General features: G+C 71.8%; 20 protein-coding genes. 1 reads left to right on the top strand and 19 read right to left on the bottom strand.

What is annotated here, in order from left to right; all coding sequences use genetic code 11:
- Window positions 1-12 precede the first annotated feature (12 nt).
- From KG111_RS11280 to rimP, 13 genes are all read right to left on the bottom strand, one after another.
- A complete protein-coding gene (locus KG111_RS11280; RefSeq protein ID WP_205292712.1) occupies window positions 13-1,731 on the bottom strand; it encodes a BCCT family transporter in 1,719 nt (572 codons plus the stop codon).
- 51 nt (window positions 1,732-1,782) lie between these two features.
- A complete protein-coding gene (locus KG111_RS11285; protein WP_249666093.1) occupies window positions 1,783-3,069 on the bottom strand; it encodes a M16 family metallopeptidase in 1,287 nt (428 codons plus the stop codon).
- Window positions 3,070-3,155: 86 nt separating this feature from the next.
- Window positions 3,156-5,375, bottom strand: a complete 2,220-nt coding sequence (locus KG111_RS11290) for a polyribonucleotide nucleotidyltransferase (protein WP_205292714.1) — start codon at window positions 5,373-5,375, stop codon at window positions 3,156-3,158.
- A 142-nt stretch (window positions 5,376-5,517) separates the two neighbouring features.
- Entirely contained in the window at window positions 5,518-5,793 is a 276-nt protein-coding gene (gene rpsO, locus KG111_RS11295) for a 30S ribosomal protein S15 (RefSeq protein ID WP_205292715.1), read from the bottom strand.
- A 148-nt stretch (window positions 5,794-5,941) separates the two neighbouring features.
- Complete coding sequence (locus KG111_RS11300; RefSeq protein ID WP_205292716.1) at window positions 5,942-6,172, bottom strand: DUF6458 family protein; 231 nt, start codon at window positions 6,170-6,172, stop codon at window positions 5,942-5,944.
- A 97-nt stretch (window positions 6,173-6,269) separates the two neighbouring features.
- Entirely contained in the window at window positions 6,270-7,289 is a 1,020-nt protein-coding gene (locus KG111_RS11305; RefSeq protein ID WP_240196075.1) for a hypothetical protein, read from the bottom strand.
- Between the two features lie 15 nt (window positions 7,290-7,304).
- Window positions 7,305-8,252, bottom strand: a complete 948-nt coding sequence (locus KG111_RS11310) for a bifunctional riboflavin kinase/FAD synthetase (protein ID WP_205292718.1) — start codon at window positions 8,250-8,252, stop codon at window positions 7,305-7,307.
- 68 nt (window positions 8,253-8,320) lie between these two features.
- Window positions 8,321-9,178, bottom strand: coding sequence for a tRNA pseudouridine(55) synthase TruB (gene truB, locus KG111_RS11315; protein WP_205292719.1), 858 nt, complete (start codon window positions 9,176-9,178; stop codon window positions 8,321-8,323).
- Window positions 9,179-9,185: 7 nt separating this feature from the next.
- Window positions 9,186-9,674, bottom strand: coding sequence for a 30S ribosome-binding factor RbfA (gene rbfA / locus KG111_RS11320; protein ID WP_205292720.1), 489 nt, complete (start codon window positions 9,672-9,674; stop codon window positions 9,186-9,188).
- Window positions 9,675-9,753: 79 nt separating this feature from the next.
- Window positions 9,754-12,621: a translation initiation factor IF-2 gene (gene infB / locus KG111_RS11325; protein ID WP_213449986.1), complete on the bottom strand. Its 2,868-nt coding sequence runs from the start codon at window positions 12,619-12,621 to the stop codon at window positions 9,754-9,756.
- A 115-nt stretch (window positions 12,622-12,736) separates the two neighbouring features.
- Window positions 12,737-13,081, bottom strand: a complete 345-nt coding sequence (locus KG111_RS11330) for a YlxR family protein (RefSeq protein WP_205292641.1) — start codon at window positions 13,079-13,081, stop codon at window positions 12,737-12,739.
- 124 nt (window positions 13,082-13,205) lie between these two features.
- On the bottom strand, window positions 13,206-14,174 hold the full coding sequence (gene nusA / locus KG111_RS11335; RefSeq protein WP_205292626.1) for a transcription termination factor NusA: 969 nt from the start codon (window positions 14,172-14,174) through the stop codon (window positions 13,206-13,208).
- Window positions 14,174-14,782 carry a ribosome maturation factor RimP gene (gene rimP, locus KG111_RS11340; protein WP_205292625.1) on the bottom strand — a complete coding sequence of 203 codons (609 nt, stop codon included), beginning with the start codon at window positions 14,780-14,782 and terminating at the stop codon, window positions 14,174-14,176. Before rimP ends, nusA begins: the two co-directional genes overlap by 1 nt.
- A 67-nt stretch (window positions 14,783-14,849) precedes the next feature.
- Between rimP and KG111_RS11345 the strand changes: the two genes are divergently transcribed.
- The gene (locus tag KG111_RS11345; RefSeq protein ID WP_205292624.1) at window positions 14,850-15,845 is read left to right on the top strand and encodes a DUF4439 domain-containing protein; all 996 of its coding nucleotides are present in this window, start codon (window positions 14,850-14,852) and stop codon (window positions 15,843-15,845) included.
- A gap of 292 nt (window positions 15,846-16,137) precedes the next feature.
- Here the strand turns inward: KG111_RS11345 and KG111_RS11350 are convergent, their stop codons facing one another.
- The 6 genes from KG111_RS11350 to meaB all read right to left on the bottom strand — a co-directional run bounded on the left by KG111_RS11350 (window position 16,138) and on the right by meaB (window position 23,660).
- On the bottom strand, window positions 16,138-17,922 hold the full coding sequence (locus tag KG111_RS11350; protein ID WP_205292623.1) for a proline--tRNA ligase: 1,785 nt from the start codon (window positions 17,920-17,922) through the stop codon (window positions 16,138-16,140).
- A 101-nt stretch (window positions 17,923-18,023) separates the two neighbouring features.
- Window positions 18,024-18,869: a GNAT family N-acetyltransferase gene (locus tag KG111_RS11355; RefSeq protein WP_205292622.1), complete on the bottom strand. Its 846-nt coding sequence runs from the start codon at window positions 18,867-18,869 to the stop codon at window positions 18,024-18,026.
- Window positions 18,870-18,918: 49 nt separating this feature from the next.
- Window positions 18,919-20,070, bottom strand: a complete 1,152-nt coding sequence (gene ispG / locus KG111_RS11360; RefSeq protein ID WP_205292621.1) for a flavodoxin-dependent (E)-4-hydroxy-3-methylbut-2-enyl-diphosphate synthase — start codon at window positions 20,068-20,070, stop codon at window positions 18,919-18,921.
- Window positions 20,071-20,101: 31 nt separating this feature from the next.
- Window positions 20,102-21,460, bottom strand: a complete 1,359-nt coding sequence (locus KG111_RS11365) for a M50 family metallopeptidase (RefSeq protein ID WP_205292620.1) — start codon at window positions 21,458-21,460, stop codon at window positions 20,102-20,104.
- A gap of 9 nt (window positions 21,461-21,469) precedes the next feature.
- A complete protein-coding gene (dxr, locus tag KG111_RS11370; protein WP_205292619.1) occupies window positions 21,470-22,564 on the bottom strand; it encodes a 1-deoxy-D-xylulose-5-phosphate reductoisomerase in 1,095 nt (364 codons plus the stop codon).
- Window positions 22,565-22,676: 112 nt separating this feature from the next.
- The gene (gene meaB, locus KG111_RS11375; protein WP_240196048.1) at window positions 22,677-23,660 is read right to left on the bottom strand and encodes a methylmalonyl Co-A mutase-associated GTPase MeaB; all 984 of its coding nucleotides are present in this window, start codon (window positions 23,658-23,660) and stop codon (window positions 22,677-22,679) included.
- Between the last annotated feature and the right edge of the window lie 14 nt (window positions 23,661-23,674).

The raw sequence follows: 23,674 nt of genomic DNA on the forward strand, positions 1-23,674 counted from the left end.
CCCGGGGTGGTCTCAGTCGCGCCCCGCCGGTGCGGTGCGCTCCTCGCCCTTGCCGTCGGCGACCTCGGCGGCGACCGCCTCGGCCAGCCAGCGCCGCTCCCGGCGCACCCGCAGCCGGTTCTCGGCGAGCAGCGCCTTGCCGGTGGCCACGGCGAGGCCGAGCATCACGAAGCTGAACGGCAGCGCGAGCAGGATCGCCATGGTCTGCAGCGCACCCAGAGGGTTCGCGTCCGGGTCGGTCTTCTGAGCCTCCAGGCCGACGTAGAGCAGCACAGCGGCCACCGCGCCCTGCATGAAGGCCCAGAACGCACGGCTCCACGCCGGCGGGTTCGGGTCGCCGCCGGAGGCGAGCATGCCGACCACGAACGAGCCCGAGTCGGAGCTGGTGACGAAGAAGATGACCACCAGGAAGATGGCCAGGCCGCTGAGCACGGCTGCAGCGGGCAACAGGTCGAGCGCCTGGAAGAGCGCCGTGTTGGTGTCCACGCTGCCGTCTGCGGCCACGACGCCGCCGTCGCCGAAGATCTCCGCGTGCAGGGCCGTGCCGCCCAGCACAGAGAACCACAGGAAGGTCACCGTCGTCGGCACCAGCAGCACGCCGACGATGAACTCACGCACCGTGCGTCCGCGGGAGATCCGGGCGATGAAGACGCCGACGAACGGAGCCCAGCTCATCCACCAGCCCCAGTAGAAGGTCGTCCATCCGCCGAGCCACTCCTTGCCGTCGGCCTGGAAGGGCCGGGCGTTGAACGACATCTCGAAGAAGTTCTGGATGTAGGAGCCGATCTGGGTCACGAAGTCGCTGAGGATGAAGACGGTCGGCCCGGCCACCAGCACGACGCACACAAGCACGACCGCGGCGACCATGTTGATGTTCGACAGCCACTTGATGCCCTTGTCGACGCCGGTGACCACCGAGATCAGCGCGATGGCGGAGATCCCGATCACCAAGGCGATGAGCAGCCAGGTCGTCGGCTCGTCGATGACCTCGAGGTAGGTGAGACCGGCACCGATCTGGCTGACGCCGAGCCCGAGCGAGGTCGCCACCCCGAACAAGGTGCTGAGCACGGCGATGACGTCGATGACGTCACCCCAGAAACCCTGCAGGCGGTCGCCGAGGAGCGGGCGCAGGGCCCAGCGGATCGAGATCGGGTTGCCGCGGCGGTGCACCGAGTACGCGATCGCGAGGCCGACCACGACGTAGGTGGCCCAGGCGTGGAGCCCCCAGTGCAGGAAGGTGGTGTCCATCGCCGTCCGTGCGGCCTGCGCGGGGGTGTCGGCCGCGGCGCCGGGCGGAGGTGCCACGAAGTGGTTGAGCGGCTCGGCGACGCCCCAGAAGACCAGCCCGATGCCCATGCCCGCCGCGAAGAGCATCGCGAACCACGAGCCGAGGCCGAACTCGGGCTCGTCGTCGTCGCGGCCCAGCACGATGTCCCCCATCCGGGACGTGGCCAGCCACAGCGAGAAGAACACGAAGCCGGTGACCAGGGCGATGTACCACCACCCGAGGTCCTGGACGACGCCCTGGTTCAACCGGCCGATGAGCTCCCCCGTGCGGGCCGGAGCGAGCGCGGTGACCACGACGAAGGCCACCAGCAGGCCCGCCGCCGGCAGGAACACCCGCGGTGCGGTGAAGAGCCGTCTGCCCCCGCCAACGGGTACGAGCTGGTCGCCCCCGCTGCTCCCCTGCTCGGGTGGACTCGTCTGGTCGGGCGGCTGGACGGCTGGCATCGCTGTTCTCCTGTCGGGAGCGGCCCGGCCCGACAGGTCAGCCGGGCCGGCTCACGAGCGCACCTCCGGACCCACCACGGCCAGGAGCTCCTCCCGGCTGAAGACCTCGGCGGCAAGCTCCTGGACGTCCCCCAGGGTGACGGCACGGATGCGCTCGATCACCTCGTCGATACCCATCACGTCTCCGTGTATGAGCTCGTTCTTGCCCGAGCGCATCATCCGGGAGCCGGAGTCCTCCAGCCCCAGGATCATCCCCCCGACCAGCTGACCCTTGCCGCGGGCGAGCTCGTCGGCGGTGATGCCCTCGGCGGCGATCAGGGCGAGCTGCTCGCGCACCACGGCCAGCACCTCGTCGGTGCGGTCGGGCAGGCACCCCACCGCGACGCCGAAGATCCCGGAGTCGGTGTAGTGGCTGGCGAAGGAGTAGACGGAGTAGGCCAGCCCGCGGATCTCGCGGACCTCCTGGAAGAGCCGGCTGGAGGTGCCGCCGCCCAGCGCGGTGTTCAGAACGCCCAGCGCGAAGCGTCGCTCGTCCTCACGGTCGAGTCCCTCGCGGCCCACCACCAGGTTCACCTGCTCGAAGGGCCGCGCGACCCGGCCCTCCCCGCCGCGGACCAGGGGGCGGCTCTCGATGGCGAGGTGCCGCGGCGGCAGCGGGGCAGCCGTGCCGTCCAGCCAGCCGTTGCGCGCGAACGCCCTCTCGATCTCCCGTACGACGGCACCGTGGTCGAGCGCGCCGGCCACCGAGATGACGGTGTTGGCCGGGACGTAGTGGCGCCGGTAGAAGTCCATGACCTGCTCGGGTGTCATCGCCTCGATCGAGTCCGTGGTACCGGCGATCGGGCGGCCGAGGTCGCCGTCGGCGCCCCATGCGAGCTCGGCGAGCAGGTTCTGCACGACGTCGTCGGGGTCGTCGTCGTGCATCGCGATCTCATCCAGGATGACGTCGCGCTCTGCGTCCACGTCGGCCGGCGCGATCACCGAGTCGGTGATCATGTCGCCGAGCACGTCGACCGCCAGCGGCAGGTCGTCGGCCAACACCCGGGCGTGGAAGCAGGTGTACTCCTTGGCGGTGAAGGCGTTGAACTCCCCGCCCACCGCATCCATCTGGATCGAGATGTCGAGCGCGGAACGCTCCCGGGTCCCCTTGAACAACACGTGCTCGAGGAAGTGGGAGGCACCGTGGGTCAGTGCGTCCTCGTCCCGGGAGCCGACCCCGACCCAGACGCCCAGGGCGGCGGACCGGGCGCCGGTCATCTGCTCGGTGATGATGCGCAGGCCGGAGGGCAGCTGGGTGCGCCGCACCACCGACGTCACCTGGCCGGTGTCGTCGCGCACGGTCTCCAGCGTGTGCGTGGAGGCACGGGAAACGGCCGACGGCCGGTCAGCATCAAGCTGACCGGCCGTCGCCTTGCGAGCAGTGCTCACGCGTCCTCGGACTCGTCGCCCTCGGTGCTCTCGCTGTCCTCCACGACCGGGACGAGCGACAGCTTGCCGCGGTCGTCGATCTCGGCGATCTCGACCTGCAGCTTCTGACCGACCGAGACGACCTCCTCGACGTTGTCGACCCGCTTGCCGCCGGCGAGGCCGCGCAGCTTGCTGATGTGCAGCAGCCCGTCCTTGCCCGGCATCAGCGCGACGAAGGCACCGAAGTTGGTGGTCTTCACGACGGTGCCGAGGTAGCGCTCGCCGACCTCGGGCATCGTCGGGTTGGCGATCGCGTTGACCGCGGCCCGGGCGGCCTCGGCCGCCTCGCCGTTGGTCGCGCCGATGTAGACCGTGCCGTCGTCCTCGATCGACAGGGTCGCGCCGGTGTCGTCCTGGATCTGGTTGATCACCTTGCCCTTCGGGCCGATGACCTCACCGATCTTGTCCACGGGCACCTTGACCGTGATGATCCGCGGGGCGTGGATCGACATCTCCTCGGGGCCGTCGATCGCCTCGCCCATGACCTCGAGGATCGCGAGGCGGGCGTCCTTGGCCTGGTTGAGGGCCTTCGCGAGGACCTCGGCCGGGATGCCGTCGAGCTTGGTGTCCAGCTGCAGGGCCGTGACGAACTCCTTGGTGCCGGCGACCTTGAAGTCCATGTCGCCGAAGGCGTCCTCAGCGCCGAGGATGTCGGTCAGCGCGACGTACTCCGTCTTGCCGTCGACCTCACCGGAGATCAGACCCATGGCGATGCCCGCGACGGCCGCCTTCAGCGGCACGCCGGCCTGCAGCAGCGACAGGGTCGAGGCGCAGACCGAGCCCATCGACGTCGAGCCGTTGGAGCCCATGCACTCCGAGATCTGACGGATCGCGTAGGGGAACTCCTCGCGGCTCGGCAGCACGGGCACCAGCGCGCGACGCGCCAGGGCGCCGTGGCCGATCTCGCGACGCTTCGGCGAGCCGACGCGGCCGGTCTCGCCGGTGGAGAACGGCGCGAAGACGTACTTGTGCATGTAGCGGCGGTACTTCTCCGGGGAGAGCGTGTCGAGCTGCTGCTCCATCTTGAGCATGTCGAGGGTGGTGACGCCCAGGATCTGGGTCTCGCCACGCTCGAAGAGGGCGGAGCCGTGCACCCGCGGAACGACGTCGACCTCGGCGTGCAGCGGACGGATGTCGGCCAGGCCGCGACCGTCGATGCGCACCTTGTCACGCAGCACGCGCTCGCGCACGACCTGCTTGTTCAGCGAGCGGAACGCTGCGCCGAGCTCCTTCTCGCGGCCCTCAAACTGGCCGGCGAGCTTCTCGAGCAGCGCCGCCTTGAGCTCGTCGGTCCGGGCCTCGCGCTCCTGCTTGTCGCCGATGGTCATCGCGGCGGCCAGGTCGGTCTTCGCGGCGGCCTCGACGGCGGCGTAGACGTCGTCCTCGTAGTCGAGGAAGACCGGGAACTCCTGGACGGGCTTCGCGGCGACGTTGGCGAGCTCCTGCTGGGCCTCGCACAGCTGCTTGATGAACGGCTTGGACGCGTCCAGACCGGCGGCGACGACGGCCTCGGTCGGCGCCTGGGCGCCGCCGGCGACCTTGGCGAACGAGTCCTCGGTGGCCTCGGCCTCGACCATCATGATCGCGACGTCGCCGGTCTCGGTGACGCGGCCGGCGACGACCATGTCGAAGACAGCGTTCTCGAGCTGGCTGTGGGTCGGGAACGCGACCCACTGGCCCTCGATCAGCGCGACGCGGGTGGCGCCGACCGGACCCGAGAAGGGCAGGCCCGAGAGCTGGGTGGACAGCGACGCGGCGTTGATCGCCAGCACGTCGTACAGCGCGTCCGGGTTGAGCGCCATCACGGTGATGACGACCTGGACCTCGTTGCGCAGACCCTTCTTGAAGGTCGGGCGCAACGGGCGGTCGATGAGGCGGCAGGTGAGGATCGCGTCCTCGCCCGGGCGACCCTCGCTGCGGAAGAACGAGCCGGGGATCTTGCCCGCGGCGTACATCCGCTCCTCGACGTCGATCGTCAAGGGGAAGAAGTCGAAGTGGTCCTTGGGGTGCTTGCCCGCGGTGGTCGCGGAGAGCAGCATCGTGTCGTCGTCGAGGTAGGCGGTCACCGAGCCGGCGGCCTGGCGGGCCAGCAGGCCCGTCTCGAACTTGACGGTGCGGGTGCCGAACTTGCCGTTGTCCAGAACGGTTTCGACGGCAGAGATGACGGGTTCAGTCAAGATGTTCTCTTATTCCTACGTGCGCGGCTCGTTGCCGCGCGGGATGGGACTTGGTTGTCACCGGCCAGACTAACGACCCTGGGCCGAAAAAGCAGAACGGGCGACCCTGGAGGGTCGCCCGTTCAGAAGATGCGCGAGGTGCTCAGCGGCGCAGGCCGAGGCGCTCGACGATGGAGCGGTAACGCTCGATCTCGGTCTTCTTGAGGTAGTTCAGGAGGCGGCGGCGCTGACCGACGAGCAGCAACAGGCCACGGCGGCTGTGGTGGTCGTGCTTGTGCGTCTTGAGGTGCTCGGTGAGGTGCGCGATGCGGTGGCTCAGCAGCGCGATCTGCACCTCGGGCGAACCGGTGTCTCCCTCGGAGGTGCCGTACTCGGCGATGATCTTCTTCTTGGTCTCAGCGTCGGTACCGACTGCCATGGTGACTCCCTGTTCGCTCGTTGCGCGGCGCACCAGCCTGAAATCCTGGAGCTCTCTTTGTCCGCGGCCGTTCTGACGGCAACCGAACAAGGCTAACAGCGCAGCTCGGCCGGCACCCAATCGCTGGGTGCCGGCCGAGGGGTGCCTCTCAGGCCTGCGGCGGGACCTGGTGACGCTCCTCCACGTGGGTGCCGTCGGCGTACGTGCGGGAGCTGCGCGAGCGCGCCGTGCTGGCCAGGGTGAGCAGGATGCCCAGGACCCCGACCCCGGCCAGGATCCAGCCGACGAGCGTGAGCTCCACGCCCTCGACACGGTCCTGGACGGCGAGGGCGAGGATCAGCCCGATCGCCAGCAGGAAGATTCCGACTCCGTAACCCATGACAGGTCTCCTTCGGTAGATGTGCCGCACCGGTACCCCCGCCGGCGCCAGCGCATACGACGGGCTCCGTATCCCGGGAGGCGGTGGTCGACGAGACCTACTCGGTCGGCGTGAGACCTCCGAGGTCGGCCTCACGCAAGGAGCGGTACGCCACCCGGGCGCTCACGGCACGCTCGAGCTCGCGGATGACCACGGAGAAGAACTGCTGGCGATAGAGCTCGTCGGTCACCGCATAGACGGTGAAGTAGAGCCCGCTGAATGCGGCGAGGAAGATCGACACGCGCAGCAGGTCGATGCTCAGGCGCTCCCCGAACCAGTCCCCCGCCGGTCCGCTGAGCGTCTCCAGCGGCCCGCCGGTCCACTGGCTGACCACCTGCGGGTCCATGGCGACCACGCCGAAGAGGATGAAGAACGCGAACACGGCGACGGCCAGCAGCAGCACCTGCACCACCTGGGCCACCAGGAGCACGAGCAGCAGGTTCGCCCGTTGCAGGCCCATGATCCGGGCGTCCACGGAGCCGACCCGGTCGACCCGGGCGGCCAGGCGCTGCGCGGCGGCCTCCAGCGGCGTGCCGGCGCAGGCGGCCACCAGCTGGTCCGCCTCGACCTCCTGGTCGACGTCGTCGAGCTCCTCGGGCAGGCGGGTGAGCAGGAACCCGACCGCGAACCCGGCGAAGAGCAGCACGGTCACCCACAGCACGCCGCCGTCGAGGCTGGCCGCGACCTGCCAGACCTCGGCGTTGATGAACAAGAAGGTGATGAACAGCAGCAGCAGCGGCAGCGCCCGGGTCACCAGGGGCAGCGCGAGCCCGAGCGAGGCCAGGGCACGGCGCACCGCCCAGCCGACGATCAACCACGCGCGCAGCGTCACCACGGCATACAAGGCGAGCACCAGCCCGCCGGTGGTCATCCCCGCGCCGACGCCGCTCGCCGCGCCGAGGCTCGCGCCGACGACGACGCCCGCGACGAGCCCGATGACGGCCGCCGCGGCGAGCACGGTCGTGATCCGCCCCCGGCGCAGGCCGTGGGCGACACCCTCGCGCAGGTCGTCGACGAAGTAGGGAAGGCCGTGGTCGACGAACCAGCGCTCCGCGGCGGCGACGTCCCCGTCACGCACGGGCGGCTCCACGGCTCAGTCCCCCAGGATGCTGCGCGCGTCCTGCACGTCGTTCGCCATCGCGGCGAGCAGGTCCTCGACCGAGTCGAAGCGCACCATGCCGCGCAGGCGCTCGGTGAACGAGACCTCGACCTCACGCCCGTAGAGCTCGAGGTCGTCGCGGTCGAGCACGTAGGACTCCACGCGCCGCTCGCGCTCACCGGCGAAGGTCGGGTTGGTGCCGACGCTGATCGCGGCGGGGAAGGCGACGCCGGCGTCGGGTCCCTCGAGGACCCTCAGCCGGCCGGCGTACACGCCGTCGGCGGGCGCCGCGGCACCGGCACGGACGGGAACGTTCGCGGTCGGGTAGCCGAGCCCGCGGCCGCGCTTGTCCCCCTCCACGACGACGCCGCGGGTGGTGAACTCACGGCCCAGCGCCTCCGCCGCACCGGTGACGTCGCCGGCGGCCAGGCAGGTCCGCACATAGGTGGAGGACCACACCTGCGGACCGCCGTCGAGGGTGACCTCCTCGAGCACGAAGTCGTTGCCGCTGCCGTTGGCACGCAGCAGGTTGCAGTCGCCGGCGGCGCGGGCGCCGAAGCGGAAGTTCGCGCCGACCACCACGGCCTTGACGTGCAGTGTCTCCAGCAGGATCCGGTCGATGAACTCCCCGGGCGTCCAGGCGGCGATCTCGCGGGAGAAGGGGACGACCAGGACGTCGTCGACGCCGGCCTCACCCAGCAGCCGGAGCCGCTCCTCGATCGTCGTCAGGGTGGCCGGCGCGTGCTCGGGGCGCAGCACCGCGATCGGGTGCGGGTCGAAGGTCACCGCCACGACGTGGTCCACGCCGAGCTCGCGGGCGACCTCGCCCGCGCGACGTACCACCTGCTGGTGCCCCAGGTGCATCCCGTCGAAGTTGCCGATGGTCACGACAGTGCGGCCGAGCTCCCTCGGCACCTCGGAGAATTCACGCCAGACCTGCACGGCGGCAACTCTCCCACATCCACGGTCGCAGGCTGCGCGGAGGCCGGTGCTGGAACGAGATGGCCCGCTCAGCCCACGAAGACCGCGGCTGGGCGGGCCGTTGCACCGTCGGGCCGGTAGAGCGCGAGGAACTCCCCGTCGGGCGCGAAGACCGCGGTGAGCACCTCGAGCGGGAGCTCCAGCGGCCGGCCGTACCGGACGTCGCGGGCCTGCTCCTCGTCGAGGTCCAGGCTCGGGAAGGAGCGTCGGGCCGCCTCGGCGATCGGCAGCACCGTGAGGTCGTCGAGGTCGCTGCTCGCCTCGGCCAGGCCGAACGGTCCCACCGCGTGCCTGCGCAGCGCGGTGAGGTGTCCCCCGACGCCGAGCGCGGCCCCGAGGTCGCGGGCGATGGCGCGGATGTAGGTGCCCGACGAGCACCGCACGCGCAGGTCCAGGTCGAGGTGCTCACCGTCGCGGCGGAAGCCGTCGGCCTCCAGCTCGTGCACCGTCACCCGCCGGGGCTCGAGCACGACGTCCTCGCCGGCGCGGACCCGGGCGTAGGCGCGCTTGCCGTCGACCTTGATCGCCGACACCGCGGTGGGCACCTGGTCGATCTCGCCGCGGAACGCCTCCAGCGCCGCACGCACGTCCGCCTCGGCGAGGTGGGCGGTGCCGGCGGTGGCCACGACGTCGCCCTCGGCGTCGTCGGTGGTGGTGCTCGCGCCCAGCCGCACGGTGGCCGAGTACGTCTTCTCGGTCAGCATCAGGTGGCCCAGCAGCCGGGTGCCGCGCTCGACGCCGAGGACGAGCACACCGGTGGCCATCGGGTCCAGCGTCCCGGCATGGCCCACCTTGCGCGTGCCGAGGGAGCGACGCGCCCGCGCCACCGCGGTGTGCGAGGTGATGCCCGCGGGCTTGTCGATGACGACGAGGCCGGAGGAGGCCATCGTCGACTCAGTCCTCGTCGCGGTCGTCGTCCGCGAGATCGTCGGCCGTGTCGTCGGCCGTCTCTTCGTCGTCGTCGGCGGCGCGCGGCTTCTTGTACGGGTCCGCCTCGCCGGCCGGCTGGGCGCCGGCGCGCGCTGCGGCGACGGCCTCGTCGGCCTGCCGGGCGCGGGCGAGCACCTCGTCGAGGTGCCGCGCGGACTCGGGCACGCCGTCGAACTCGAACGCCAGGGACGGCACGTGCCGCATCCCGAGCTGACGACCCACCTCGGAGCGGAGCACGCCCTTGGCGGACTCCAGCGCGGCCGCGGTCGCCTGCTGGTCGGCGTCCTCACCGAGGACGGTGTAGTAGATGGTGGCGTTCTGCGCGTCGCCGGTGAGCCGCACGTCGGTGACCGTGACGAAACCCAGTCGCGGGTCCTTGATCCGACGCTCGAGCATCTCGGCGACGATCACCTTGATCCGGTCGGCGATCTTGCGCACGCGGGGGCTGGCCATGGTTCGTTCCTATCACCAGAAGGGCACGCCGCCCGCCCCGGGACGGGGCGGGCGGCGTGGTTGAGCAGGGAGCGGGCGATCAGCTCCGCGGGATCTCCTTCATCTCGAAGGCCTCCACGATGTCGCCCTCCTTGATGTCCTGGAAGTTCTTGAGCACGAGACCGCACTCGAAGCCCTCCCGGACCTCCGACGCGTCGTCCTTCTCCCGCTTGAGGGAGGCAAGGTCGAGGTTGTCGGCGATGACCGCACCGTCGCGGAGCACACGCACCTTGGCGTTGCGGCGGATGACGCCGTCGATGACCATGCAGCCCGCGATGTTGCCGATCTTGGACGAGCGGAAGATCGCACGGATCTCCGCCTGACCCAGGGTCGACTCCTCGTACTCGGGCTTGAGCATGCCCTTGAGGGCCGCCTCGATCTCCTCGATGGCCTGGTAGATGACCGAGTAGTATCGGATCTCCACGCCTTCCTTGTCCGCCATCTGGCCCGCCTTGCCCTGGGGCCGGACGTTGAAGCCGATGATGATGGCGTCGGAGGCGGCAGCCAGGTCGACGTTGGTCTCGGTGATCGCACCGACACCGCGGTCGATGACCCGCAGGCTGACCTCGTCGCCGACGTCGATCTGGGCGAGGGCGTCCTCGAGGGCCTCGACCGAACCGGACACGTCGCCCTTGAGGATGAGGTTGAGCTCCTGGCTCTCGCCCTTCTCCATGGAGGCCATGAAGTCCTCGAGGGTGCGACGGATGCGGCGCTTGGCCTGCATGGCCGCACGCTCGCGCGCCTCGCGCTTCTCCGCGATCTGACGCGCCATCCGGTCGTCCTCGACCACGATGAAGTTCTGGCCGGCGCCCGGGACGGACGACAGACCCAGCACCATGGCCGGACGCGCGGGGTCGGCCTCGGTGAGCTCGTTGCCGTGCTCGTCGAGCATGGCACGAACGCGACCGTGGGCCGGACCGGCGACGATCGAGTCGCCGACCCGCAGCGTTCCGCGCTGCACGAGGATCGTGGCGACCGGGCCGCGACCGCGGTCCAGGTGCGCCTCGACGACGAGACCCTGGGCGTCCTGCACCGGGTTGGCGCGCAGGTCCAGCGACGCGTCGGCGGTCAGCACGACCGCCTCGAGCAGCTTGTCGAGGTTGAGCCCGGCCTTGGCCGAGACGTCGACGAACATCGCGTCGCCGCCGTACTCCTCGGGCACCAGGCCGTACTCGGAGAGCTGACCACGGACCTTGGTCGGGTCGGCGGACTCCTTGTCGATCTTGTTGACCGCGACCACGATCGGGACACCGGCAGCCTTGGCGTGGTTGAGCGCCTCGACCGTCTGCGGCATCACGCCGTCGTCGGCCGCGACCACCAGGATCGCGATGTCGGTCGCCTGCGCACCGCGAGCACGCATGGCGGTGAACGCCTCGTGACCAGGGGTGTCGATGAAGGTGATCCGGCGCTCGGTGCCGTCGACCTCCGTGGCGACCTGGTAGGCACCGATGTGCTGGGTGATGCCACCGGCCTCGCCCGCGACGACGTTCGCGTTGCGGAGCGCGTCGAGCAGCTTGGTCTTTCCGTGGTCGACGTGACCCATGACGGTGACGACGGGCGGGCGGACGACCAGGTCGTCCTCGCCACCCTCGTCGGCGCCGAACTCGATGTCGAAGGACTCGAGCAGCTCGCGGTCCTCGTCCTCGGGCGAGACGACCTCGACGACGTAGTTGAGCTCGTCGCCGAGCAGCTCCAGCGTCTCGTCGCCCACCGACTGCGTGGCGGTCACCATCTCACCGAGGTGGAACAGCATCTGCACGAGCGAGGCAGCGTCGACACCGATCTTCTCGGCGAAGTCGGTCAGCGAGGAGCCACGAGCGAGACGCACGGTCTCGCCGTTGCCCTTGCGGACCCGCATCCCGCCGATCGTCGGGGCCTCCATGGCCTCGAATTCCTGGCGACGCGCCCGCTTGGACTTGCGACCGCGCCGGGCGGGACCGCCCGGGCGACCGAACGCGCCCTGGGTCTGGCCACGCTGGCCGGGGCGACCGCCACCGGGGCGACCGCCGCCGGGGCCGAAGCCGCCGGGACCGCGGCCGGGTGCGCCTGCACCCGCACCGGCCGGTGCACCGCGACCCGGTGCTCCACGACCCGGTGCGCCACGACCGGGACCGCCAGGGCCGCCGCCGGGGCGGCCCGGGCCACCGGGGCCACGGCCACCGGGGCCCTGGCCGAACGCGGCAGGGTTCTTCGGCATCATCGCCGGGTTGGGACGGGGCGGCATGCCCGGACGCGGACCACCGGCGCCGGCGGGCGGACGCGGACCAGCCGGTCCGGCCTCACCCTCACGAGCCGGCGGCGGGCTGGGCCGACGGCCCATGCCCTGGCTCGGAGCGAACGGGTTGTTGCCCGGGCGGGGCGTGCCGCCCGGCTTGCCCACCGGGCGCGGGGCCGGAGCCTTGGGCGCGGCGGGCTTGGGCCCGCCCGGCTTGGGAGCGGCCGGCGCCGCAGGCGCGGCGGCGGGCTTCGCCTCCGCCGGCTTCGGCTCGGCCGGCTTGACCTGCTCCACCGGCTCGGCCGGCTCGGCCGGCTTCGGGGCGGGTGCCTTCGGGCCCGGACGGGGGCCGGGGCGCGGAGCCGCCGGCTTGTCGGCAGCAGGCGCCTGGGGCGCGGCCGGCGCGGGGGCCGGCGCAGCTGCAGCAGCCGGGGCGGCGGGCGCCGCGGCAGGCTTCGGGGCGGGCGACGGGCGCTCGGCGGGCTTCTCAGCCCCGCCGGCGGCACCGTCGGCCGGCTTCATCTTCGCGAGGAGCTCGGCTCCGTAGGTCGCCTCGAACTTCTTGACGGCCGGGAGCTCGATGCTCGAGGACGCGGTCTTGGCGAATTCGCCAATCGCGCTCAGCTTCTCCAGCGCTTCCTTGCTGGGGATGCCGTACTTCTTCGCGAGTTCGGAAACTCGGGTCTTGGCCACGGTTCTCCTTCTGGCCCAAGACCCGGGGGGATCTTCAGACCGTTGGTGGGTGGTGCAGAACGAACTGGCTCATCGCGAGGTACTCATCGAGTGCTCATGAGCTGCTGCTCCAGTCTCAGTTGATGGATGCGGTCGGATCGATCGTCAGCGCGGCGACGTACTCGCTCACGGGCGCAGTGGAGAGTCCCTGACCTCCGGGGCCCTGCGCCAGGCGCAACGCTCGGGGGAAGGCTCTCCGCCGTACCGCGAGGTCGTAGCAACCGGAGGTGGGGTGCAGGTGCGCCCCGCGTCCCGGTGCGGCTCCCCCCGGGTCCGGCCAGACGACCGGTTGCCCGGTCGTCGGGTCCGAGCCGGCGGTCACCCGCAACAACTCGCGCTTGGCGGCCCGCTGCCGACATCCGATGCAGGTCCTCACGGGCCCCGGTAACGGGGATGCGTCAGGTCCAGCAGAGGATTTCATCAGGCGAGCCACCAGCACCCGACTCTACCGCTCCGGGGGTCAGGATCACGAACCGGCACCGCGCAGGCGCGCGTCGAACGGCTCCGTACGACGCCGCGGGCACCCGGGACAGGACCCGCAGGGCTCAGGACTCCTCGTCGGAGTGGATGTCGATGCGCCAGCCGGTCAGCCGGGCGGCGAGGCGGGCGTTCTGCCCCTCCTTGCCGATCGCCAGCGACAACTGGAAGTCCGGTACGACGACGCGTGCCGAGCGGGCCGCGGCGTCGACCACGGTCACCGAGCGCACCTGGGCCGGGGACAACGCGTGGGCGACCATCTCGGCCGGGTCGTCGGAGTGGTCGACGATGTCGATCTTCTCCCCACCGAGCTCGGCCATCACGTTGCGCACCCGCTGGCCCATGGGACCGATGCACGCACCCTTGGCGTTGACGCCGGGGACGGTGGAGCGCACCGCGATCTTCGTGCGGTGCCCGGCCTCGCGGGCGATGGCCGCGATCTCGACGGTGCCGTCGGCGATCTCGGGCACCTCGAGGGCGAAGAGCTTCTTGACCAGGTTGGGGTGCGAGCGCGACAGCGTGACCTGCGGGCCGCGCATGCCCTTGCGCACCGAGATCACCAGGCACTTGATCCGCGTGCCGTGGCTGTAGTCCTCACCCGGCACCCGCTCGCTCGCGGGCAGCTGCGCCTCGAGCCGGCCGAGGTCGACGAGCACGTCGTCGGGGTTGCGTCCCTGCTGGATCACGCCGGAGAGGATGTCGCCCTCCTTGCCGGAGAACTCGCCGAACTTGATCTCGTCCTCGGCGTCGCGCAGGCGCTGCATCATGATCTGCTTCGCGGTGGTCGCGGCGATCCGGCCGAAGTCGGCCGGGGTGTCGTCGTACTCCCCCACCTTGTTGCCCTCGCCGTCCAGCTCGGGCGCGAGCACGGTGACGTGACCGGTACGGCGGTTGAGCTCCACGCGCGCGCCCGGCACCGACCCCTCGGTCTTGTGGTAGGCCGTCAGCAGGGCCTGCTCGATCGCGTCGACGAGGACGTCGAACTTGATCTCCTTCTCACGTTCGAGCATCCGCAGGATGTTCAGGTCGATGTCCATCAGCGGGCGTCCTTGTCCTTGTTGTCCACGCGGTCCTGCTGGTCCTGCGGGTCGTGCTGGTCGTGCTCGTCGTGCTCGTCGTGCTCCTGAGCACCGGCGGCCGGGCGGCGGTTGAACTCCACCTGCACCAGGGCCTTGCCGATGTCGCCGTACCCGAGCCGGACCTCCGCGCCGGCGACGTCGAGGACCACGCCCTCGTCGTCGCTGGTCACGATCCGGCCCAGCAGGTCGTCCCTCTCCCCCGTCTCGCCGGTGGTCACCACCTTCACCAGACGGCCGGCGTTGCGCCGCCAGTGCCGGGGCAGGGTGAGCGGCCGGTCCACGCCGCGGGAGGTCACCTCGAGGGTGTAGGGCAGCGTGCCCATCACCTCGGCGCCGCCCGCGGGACCGTCGGCCTCCAGGACGCGGTCGATGACCTTCGTCGCGGCCGCGACGTCGTCGAGCGTGAGACCGCCGTCGGTGTCGATCGCCACGCGGAGCACCCGACGCTTGCCGGCAGGCGTGAGCTCGACCGCCTCCACGTCCAGCCCGAGCTCGGCAAGGGGTGCCGCGAGGACTTCTTCGATCCGCTCTGCTGTCGCGCCCTGAGCGGGCTGGCCCGAACCCATGCGAATCCTCCGTGTCCTGTTGTGGCTGTGCCAGGCCACCCTATCGCCTCGGAGATAAGGTCTTCGCGTGCTCGAGCCCCCCACGCGTCCGCTGCGCCGCTTCCTGGTCGCGGCCTGCCTCGGCACGGCCCTGCTGACCGCCTCCGGTTGTGACGCGATCGACTCCGTCCTCGACGGCGGACCGGACACGCCGGGCGCCGTCGAGGCCACCGCGCCGGCTCTCGACTCCGACAGCGACCTGGTCGAGGAGGTGCGCAGCGCCCTGGTCGAGGCCGAGGCGCTCGCCTCCGCCGCGGGCTCCTCATACGCCGGGCTGGCCCCGCTGGCGAGCCGCTACGCGACCCTCAACCGCACCCACCTCGCCGAGCTCGACGCCGACCTCTCCGCCTCGAGCGGCCCCACCTCGCCCGGGCAGACGGCCTCCGGCACCGCGCAGCCACCGGTGGGCGGGTCGGAGGCTGCCGCCCGCAAGGAGGTGCTGCGCACGGAGACCGCCCTGCGCGAGCGTCTGCTCACCGCGAGCCGGGAGGCGGGCAGCGGCGCACTGGCCCAGCGCTTCGCCGCGATGGCCGCCGCGGTGGCCCAGCTGCAGGGCGCGGCACCCGCCGACGACGGTGCCGCGCTGGTCGGCGACGACGGGCTGTCCCCGGCAGCGGTGGACGCGCTCCAGGTCGTGCTGGCGGGCGAGCACGCGGCGGTCTTCGTCTACGGCGCGCTCGCCGCGCAGACCTCGCGCACGGCGCAGCCGGCTCTGGCCTCCGCCCTGACCCGCGCCTACCGCGCCCATCAGGGCCGTCGCGACCGCCTCGTGGCCGCGCTGAGCGCCGCCGGCGCCACGCCGGTCGCCGCGGAGCCCGCCTACGAGCTGCCCGCAGACCTGAGCACTCCGTCCGCGGTGCGCACCCGCGCCCGGGAGCTGGAGGAGGCTGCGGCGTCCGCCTACGCGTACGGCGTGGCGAGCACCGCCGGAAAGCTGCGCGCCCAGCTGTCGGGCTGGCTCAGCGACGCCGCCGTGCGCGGTGTGGGACTCGGCGCGAAGCCCGAGCCGCTGCCGGGTCTCTGACGTGCTCTGAGAGCGTCCGACGGGCCGCGGGGCGGCCGGGACGCGGTTCGAGGTCCCGTCTCCCGGGGAACTCCCGAGATGCCCCCCGAAGACGGGACCACGAACGCGTGCTGACCGGGGGCACGGTCACCGGTGCCGCCGCGGCGAGCACCTGTGCATAATCATGCAGCAGAACGACGGTGGCGTCTGCACACCGCAATCCTCATAAATGTGCAGTGCACAAACCTGCAGCGCACGCCGGCGCCGGAGGCCGGGGCACCCCGTCCTCCGGCCCCTCAGGTCACTCGGGTCCTCAGCCGGCGACGCGCTCGGCGAGGGCGGCGGCTGCGCCGTCCAGCGCCAGCTCCGTCTTCTCCCCGGTGCGCCGGTCCTTGACCTCGACGACGCCGTCGACGACGCCGCGGCCCACGGTGACGATCGTGGGGACGCCGATCAGCTCGGCGTCCTTGAACTTCACCCCGGGGCTGATCTTGCCGGCCCGGTCGTCGAACAGGACGTCGACGCCGGCTGCGCCGAGGTCGGCGACGAGCTTCTCGGCCGCCTCGAAGATCGCGGGGTCCTTCCCGGCGGCGACCACGTGGACGTCCGCCGGTGCCAGTGCGGCCGGCCAGCACAGGCCGATCTCGTCGTGGTTGCCCTCCGCCACCGCGGCGACCGCCCGGGTCACGCCGATGCCGTAGGAGCCCATGGTGACCGTGACCAGCTTGCCGTTCTCGTCGAGCACCTGCAGACCGAGGGCCTCGGCGTACTTGCGCCCGAGCTGGAAGACGTGGCCCATCTCGATCCCGCGCGCCGACTCCAGCGTGCCCTCCGCGCAGTGCGGGCAGGCGTCGCCATCGCGGACCTCGGCGGCCTCGATGGTGCCGTCCGCGACGAAGTCGCGCCCGGCGACGAGGTCGACGCTGTGGCGGCCCTCCTCGTCGGCGCCGGTGACCCAGCGCGTGCCGTCGGCGACCCGCGGGTCCAGGAGGTAGCGGATGCCGCTGGCGCCCTCCTCGCCCAGCACGCCAGGGCCGATGTAGCCCTTGACCAGCGCCGGGTGGGCGGCGAAGTCGGCCTCGCCGAAGGGCTCGACCTCGATCGGCTCGAGCTGACCCTCGAGCCGCTTCTGGTCGACCTCACGGTCGCCGGGCAGGCCGATCGCCAGCGGCTCGCGGGTGCCGTCGGGGTGCTTGAGCATGACGAGCACGTTCTTCAGCGTGTCGCCGGCGTGCCAGGGGCGGTCCTCGCGCGGCAGCGCGGCGTTGAGGTGCTCCACCAGGCGGGCGATGGTCGGCGTGTCCGGGGTGTCCTCGACGTGCGCGGCCGGCGCGCCGCCCCACGCGTTCTCCGCGCTCGCGGCGACCTCCGTCGGGCGCACCTGGACGGCCTCGACGTTGGCGGCGTAGTCGCAGCGGGTGCAGCGGACGTAGGTGTCCTCGCCCACCTCGGAGCGCGCGAGGAACTCCTCCGACTTGGACCCGCCCATGGCGCCTGCGGTGGCCTCGACGATCGCGTAGTCGAAGCCGAGCCGGTCGAAGATCCGGACGTAGGCCTCGCGGTGCCGGGCGTAGGAGGCCTCCAGCCCGGCGTCGTCGACGTCGAAGGAGTAGGAGTCCTTCATGGTGAACTCGCGCCCGCGCAGCAGGCCGGCGCGGGGGCGGGCCTCGTCGCGGTACTTGGTCTGGATCTGGTACAGGCTCAGGGGCAGGTCCTTGTACGAGCCGTACATGTCCTTGACCAGGAGCGTGAACATCTCCTCGTGCGTGGGCCCGAGCAGGTAGTCGGCGTCCTTGCGGTCCTTGATCCGGAAGATGCCGTCGCCGTACTCGGTCCAGCGGCCGGTGGCCTCGTAGGGCTCGCGGGGAAGCAGCGCCGGGAAGGAGACCTCCTGCGCGCCGATGGCGTCCATCTCCTCGCGGACGAGGGCCTCGACCTTGCGCAGCACCCGCAGCCCCAGCGGGAGCCAGGTGTAGATCCCCGGCGCCGCGCGGCGGATGTAGCCCGCCCGGACGAGGAGCCGGTGGCTGGCCACCTCCGCGTCGGCGGGGTCCTCGCGCAGGGTCCGAACGAACAGGGTCGACATCCGCATCAGCACGCTGCGCACTCTACGGCGAGCGGCGGGCCCGGGCTCAGTCGAGGTGGGCAGGTCGCGCGGGGTCGAGCCTGGCCGGCTCGTCCACGGGCTGGTGCACGGGCCTAGTACATGATCGTGGCGAAGCGCGCGGTCTCGGTGAACCCGACGCGGGCGTAGGCGGCCCGGGCCGAGTGGTTCCAGTCGTTGACGTAGAGCGACACGGTCGGCGCGAGCCGGGCACGGACCTGCTGCACGACGGCCGCCATGCCGGTCGTGGCCAGGCCCTGACCGCGCCGGTGCGGCGGCACCCAGACCCCCTGGATCTGTGCGGCATGGGCCGTGGCGCACGCGACCTCCGCCTTGAAGACGAGCTCGTCGCCGTCGTAGCGCACGAAGGACCAGGCGCGCCCGACCAGCTGGGCGACCCGGGCCCGGTAGAGGTCGCCGGCGCCGCCGGACTCCGGTGAGACCCCGACCTCCTCGGTGTACATGGCGACGCAGGCCGGGTAGAGCGTGGGCAGGTCGTCGCGCACGCCGACGCGGACGCCGGGGTCCGGGGCGACCGACGGCGCGGTGTCGATGGCGAGGTGGCGCTGGTCCCAGCGCACGTCGCGCGGCTCGCCCCACTGCCCGCGCACCTCGTTCCACAGCGCGCCGACCGCCGCCTGCGGGCCCACCACCGTGGAGAAGGTACGACGACGCGCCAGCGCGCGCTCGGCGAACGCCCGGGCGTCCTCCACCGTGGCCTGCACCGGCACCAGGTTCGCCGCGGCGTGGCAGGCGGCGACCATCTCGCCGTCCTCGAAGCGCCCCCACATCTCGCCGCCGAGCCAGCGCGGCTCGAGCCGGGTCGTCTGGGCGCGGTGGACCGCGAAGACGTTGACCACCGGGTCCTGCCCCGCCAGGGCGAGGAACTCAGGCAGGTCGGCGCTCGCGAGGACGCGGACGCCTTGGCGGGTGGTCAGCACTCCTCGAGCCTAGGTCCTCGGCAGCACCGGCGTGCGGAGGCCTGCGGACTCAGCCGACGGAGACGGACGCCTCGGCGCCCTCGACCGGCTCCATCGACTCGGCGAGCTTCATCGCCTCCTCGATCAGCGTCTCGACGATCTCGGCCTCGGGCACGGTCTTGATGACCTCGCCCTTCACGAAGATCTGCCCCTTGCCGTTGCCGGAGGCGACGCCGAGGTCGGCCTCGCGGGCCTCGCCCGGCCCGTTCACCACACAGCCCATCACGGCCACGCGCAGCGGGACCTCGAGGCCGTCCAGGCCGGCGGTGACCCGCTCGGCGAGGGTGTAGACGTCGACCTGCGCGCGACCGCACGAGGGGCAGGAGACGATCTCGAGCTTGCGCGGACGCAAGTTGAGCGACTGCAGGATCTGGATGCCGACCTTGACCTCCTCGACCGGCGGCGCCGAGAGGGAGACCCGGATGGTGTCGCCGATGCCCTTGGAGAGCAGCGCACCGAACGCGGTCGCGGACTTGATCGTGCCCTGGAAGGCCGGACCGGCCTCGGTGACACCGAGGTGCAGGGGCCAGTCGCCGGCCACGGCGAGGAGCTCGTAGGCGCGGACCATGACCACGGGGTCGTTGTGCTTGACCGAGATCTTGAAGTCGCGGAAGCCGTGCTCCTCGAAGAGGCCCGCCTCCCACACCGCGGACTCGACGAGGGCCTCAGGCGTCGCCTTGCCGTACTTCTCCAGCAGGCGCTTGTCCAGCGAGCCGGCGTTGACGCCGATCCGGATCGAGGTGCCGTGGTCGGCCGCGGCCTTGGCGATCTCCTTGACCTGGTCGTCGAACTTCTTGATGTTGCCCGGGTTCACCCGGACCGCGGCGCAGCCGGCCTCGATCGCGGCGAACACGTACTTGGGCTGGAAGTGGATGTCGGCGATGACCGGGATCTGCGCCTTGCTCGCGATCGCGGGCAGCGCGTCGGCGTCGTCCTGGCTGGGGCAGGCCACCCGGACGATGTCGCAGCCGGCGGCGGTCAGCTCGGCGATCTGCTGCAGGGTGGCGTTGACGTCGGAGGTGAGCGTGGTCGTCATCGACTGCACCGAGACGGGGTGGTCGCTGCCGACGCCCACCTTGCCCACCTGGATCTGACGGGTGGGGCGGCGCGCGGCGAGCACCGGCGCGGGCGCAGCAGGCATGCCCAGGTTGATCGACGTCATGGGGACCAGCCTACTTTCGACCCGTCCTGGATCAGGATTCGAGGCTCAGCGGCACGACCAGGTCGCCGACGATGAGCACGACCCCCATCACGAGCAGCGCGCTCGCCACGACGTACGCCACGGGCAGCAGCTTGGCGGCATCGACGTAGCCGGGGTCCGGGCGCCGCAGCAGCCGTGCCCGGCCGCGACGCAGGCCCTCCCACAGCGCGCTGGCGATGTGCCCACCGTCCAGCGGCAGCAGCGGGACGAAGTTGAACATGCCGATGAAGAAGTTGAAGCCCGCGATCAGCATCAGCAGCGAGACGGTCTTCTCCTTGACCGGGATCTCGTCGTGCGAAGCGGTCTCCCCCGCGAGCCGTCCCCCGCCGACGATGCTGACCGGCCCCTGCGGGTCGCGCTCCTCGACCCCGACGATGGCCTTCGCCACGCCCCAGACCTTGGCGGGCAGCGTGACCAGGGCCTTGCCCACCTCCACCGTCATGTCGCCCATCTGCGTGACGGTGTAGCCGACGCCGCCGGTGGTGGGACGGGTGCTGGGCCGCACGCCGAGGAATCCCACCTCCTGGGTCTCGGTGTCACCCGACTCCAGGAAGCGAGGGGTGACGGTGGTGTTGGTGGTCACGGTGACCAGCTGGCCGTCACGCTCGAGCACGACGGTGGCCGGGCCGCTGCCGTTCGCCCGGACCAGGCGCTGCACCTGGTCCCAGCTGCTCACCTCGGTGCCGTTGAAGGAGACCACCCGGTCGCCGACCTCGATCCCGGCGCGGTAGGCCGGCGCCGGGGACTCCACCAGCTCCTCGGCGGTGCAGGGCCGGCCGTCCTCCTCCGCCGGGATCACGCAGGCCTGGACCTCCGCGATCGTGGTGTCCACAGCCGGGTCGGCGGCGTTGCCGTAGGTGGCGAACACGGCGGCGAAGATTCCGAAGGCGATCAGGATGTTCACCGACGGGCCGCCGGCCATCACGATGACCTTCTTCCACCACGGCAGCTTGTAGAACAGCCGGTCGGAGTCCTCCGGACCGACGAGCTCCCACTCCGCGGCCCGGGCATCCGAGATCAGCTGGGTGAACATGCCGGTGTTGGACTTGCGGACCCGCACGACCTGGTTGCCCGCGGAGTCGACCGTCACCTCGTCCGCGGCCTCCAGCGCCGCGGGCGGCAGCATCCCGACGATCTTGACGTAGCCGCCCAGCGGGATGGCCTTGACGCCGTACTCGGTCTCACCGACCTGCTTGCTCCACACCGTGGGACCGAACCCGATGAAGTACTGCGTCACCTTCCCGCCGAACGCCTTGGCGGGGATCATGTGGCCGAGCTCGTGCAGGCCGATGGAGGCCAGGATGGCGACGACGAAGACGACGACGCCGAGGATGTAGAGCAGGGCGGTCATGGGGCGTGATCAGTTCTCTCGGTCGGCGATGGTGCGGGTCGCAGCCTGCCGGGCCCAGGCGTCGGCCGCCAGGACGTCGTCGAGGCTCAGCTGCATCTTCGAGGGTACGTCGTGATCGGCCAGGACGCTCGCCACCACCTCCACGATGCCGGTGAACGGCAGCCGGCCGGTGCGGAACGCGTCGACGGCCACCTCGTTGGCGGCGTTGTAGACCGCCGGGGCCGTCGCGCCGGCCACGCCTGCCGCGCGGGCCAGCGACACGGCCGGGAACGCCTCGTCGTCGAGAGGATCGAACTGCCAGGTCTGCGGGCTGGTCCAGTCGACCGGCGGCGCCGCCTGCGGCACCCGGTCAGGCCAGTCCAGGCCGAGCGCGATCGGGATCATCATGGTCGGCGGGCTGGCCTGGACGATGGTCGAGCCGTCGACGAACTCGACCATGGAGTGCACCACGCTGGTGGGGTGCACGACCACCTCGATCGCCTCGTAGGGGACGTCGAAGAGCAGGTGCGCCTCGATCACCTCCAGCCCCTTGTTGACCAAGGTGGCGGAGTTGATCGTGATCACCGGACCCATGTCCCAGGTGGGGTGCGCCATCGCCTCGGCCGGGGTGACGCCGGCGAGCTGCTCGCGGGTGCGGCCGCGGAACGGGCCCCCGCTGGCGGTGAGGACCAGGCGTCGTACCTCGGTGGCGGAGCCGGAGCGCAGGCACTGCGCCAGCGCGCTGTGCTCGGAGTCGACCGGGACGATCTGGCCGGGCGCGGCCCGCTCCAGCACGAGCGGCCCGCCCATCACCAGTGACTCCTTGTTGGCCAGGGCCAGGGTGGTGCCGGCGTCGAGGGCCGCCAGGGTGGGGCGCAGCCCGACCGCCCCGGTGATGCCGTTGAGCACCACGTCGCACTCGGCCTGCGCGGCCTCCACGCTGGCCGCCTCCCCCAGTCCGTGGACCCGGGGGGCGAACTCCGCGACCTGGGCCTCGAAGAGCGCGGGGTTGCTGCCGCCCGCGGTCAGGCCGACCACCCGGAAGCGGTCGGGGTTGGCACGCACCAGGTCGAGGGCCTGGGTGCCGATGGAGCCGGTCGAGCCGAGGATGACGACGTCCTTCACCCGCTCATCCTCCCAGCCACGCTCGCCGGCCGCGGCACCGCCGCGCCCTGCCGGGCGGCCATGACGCCGGCAGTGACGGCGGCAGTGACGGCGGCATTGACGGTGTCCCGGCTCAGAGCAGGGTCTCGGCGGCGGCGTACGGGTCGGTCTCGCCGGCGACGACAGCCTCGGCGAGCTCGGCCAGCCGGTCGCTCTCCCCCACCGTGCCCCAGCGTCGGCGCAGCTCCGTCAGCGCGAGCGTCTCGATCTCCTCGCGCGCACGCCGCACCCGGCGGGCGTGCAGCCCGCCGGACTCGCGCAGCCACGCGGCGTGCTCGGCCAGTGCGTCGACCACGTCCGCGACGCCGGTGCCCGTGGAGGCGGCGGTCTTGAGCACCGGCGGCTGCCAGGCACCCTCACGGCGCTCGGCGAGACCGAGCATGGAGCGCAGGTCGCGCGCGACCCGGTCGGCGCCCTCACGATCGGCCTTGTTCACGACGTACACGTCACCGATCTCCAGGATCCCGGCCTTCGCGGCCTGGATCCCGTCGCCCATGCCGGGCGCGAGCAGCACGACGGTGCTGTCCGCCTGGCCGGCGACCTCGACCTCGCTCTGGCCGACGCCGACGGTCTCCAGCAGGATCACGTCGAAGCCGACGGCGTCGAGCACCCGCAGGACCTGCGGGGTGGTCCAGGCGAGCCCGCCCAGGTGGCCGCGGGCCGCCATCGAGCGGATGAACACGCCGGGGTCCAGGACGTGGTCGCCCATCCGGATCCGGTCCCCGAGCAGCGCACCGCCGGAGAACGGTGACGACGGGTCCACCGCCAGCACCGCCACCCGGTCGCCGCGGCGGCGCAGCTCACCGATCAGGGCGTTGGTGGAGGTGGACTTGCCCACCCCGGGGGCGCCGGTGAGCCCGACGATGCGGGCGTGCCCGGTGTGCGGCACCAGGGCCCGGGTCAGCTCGGGCAGCAGCGGCGACTCGTCCTCCACGAGGGAGACCAGCCGGCCGACGGAGCGCGCGTCACCCTCGCGGGCGCGCTCGACCAACGCAGGAACGGCCGCCGCGGTGATCCCGCGACGGCCGCCCTGAGGTGCACGAAGAGGTGCGGACAAGCCTCGTCCCTCGA

The sequence above is a fragment of the Nocardioides faecalis genome (assembly GCF_018388425.1).
Classification (GTDB): Bacteria; Actinomycetota; Actinomycetes; order Propionibacteriales; family Nocardioidaceae; genus Nocardioides; species Nocardioides faecalis.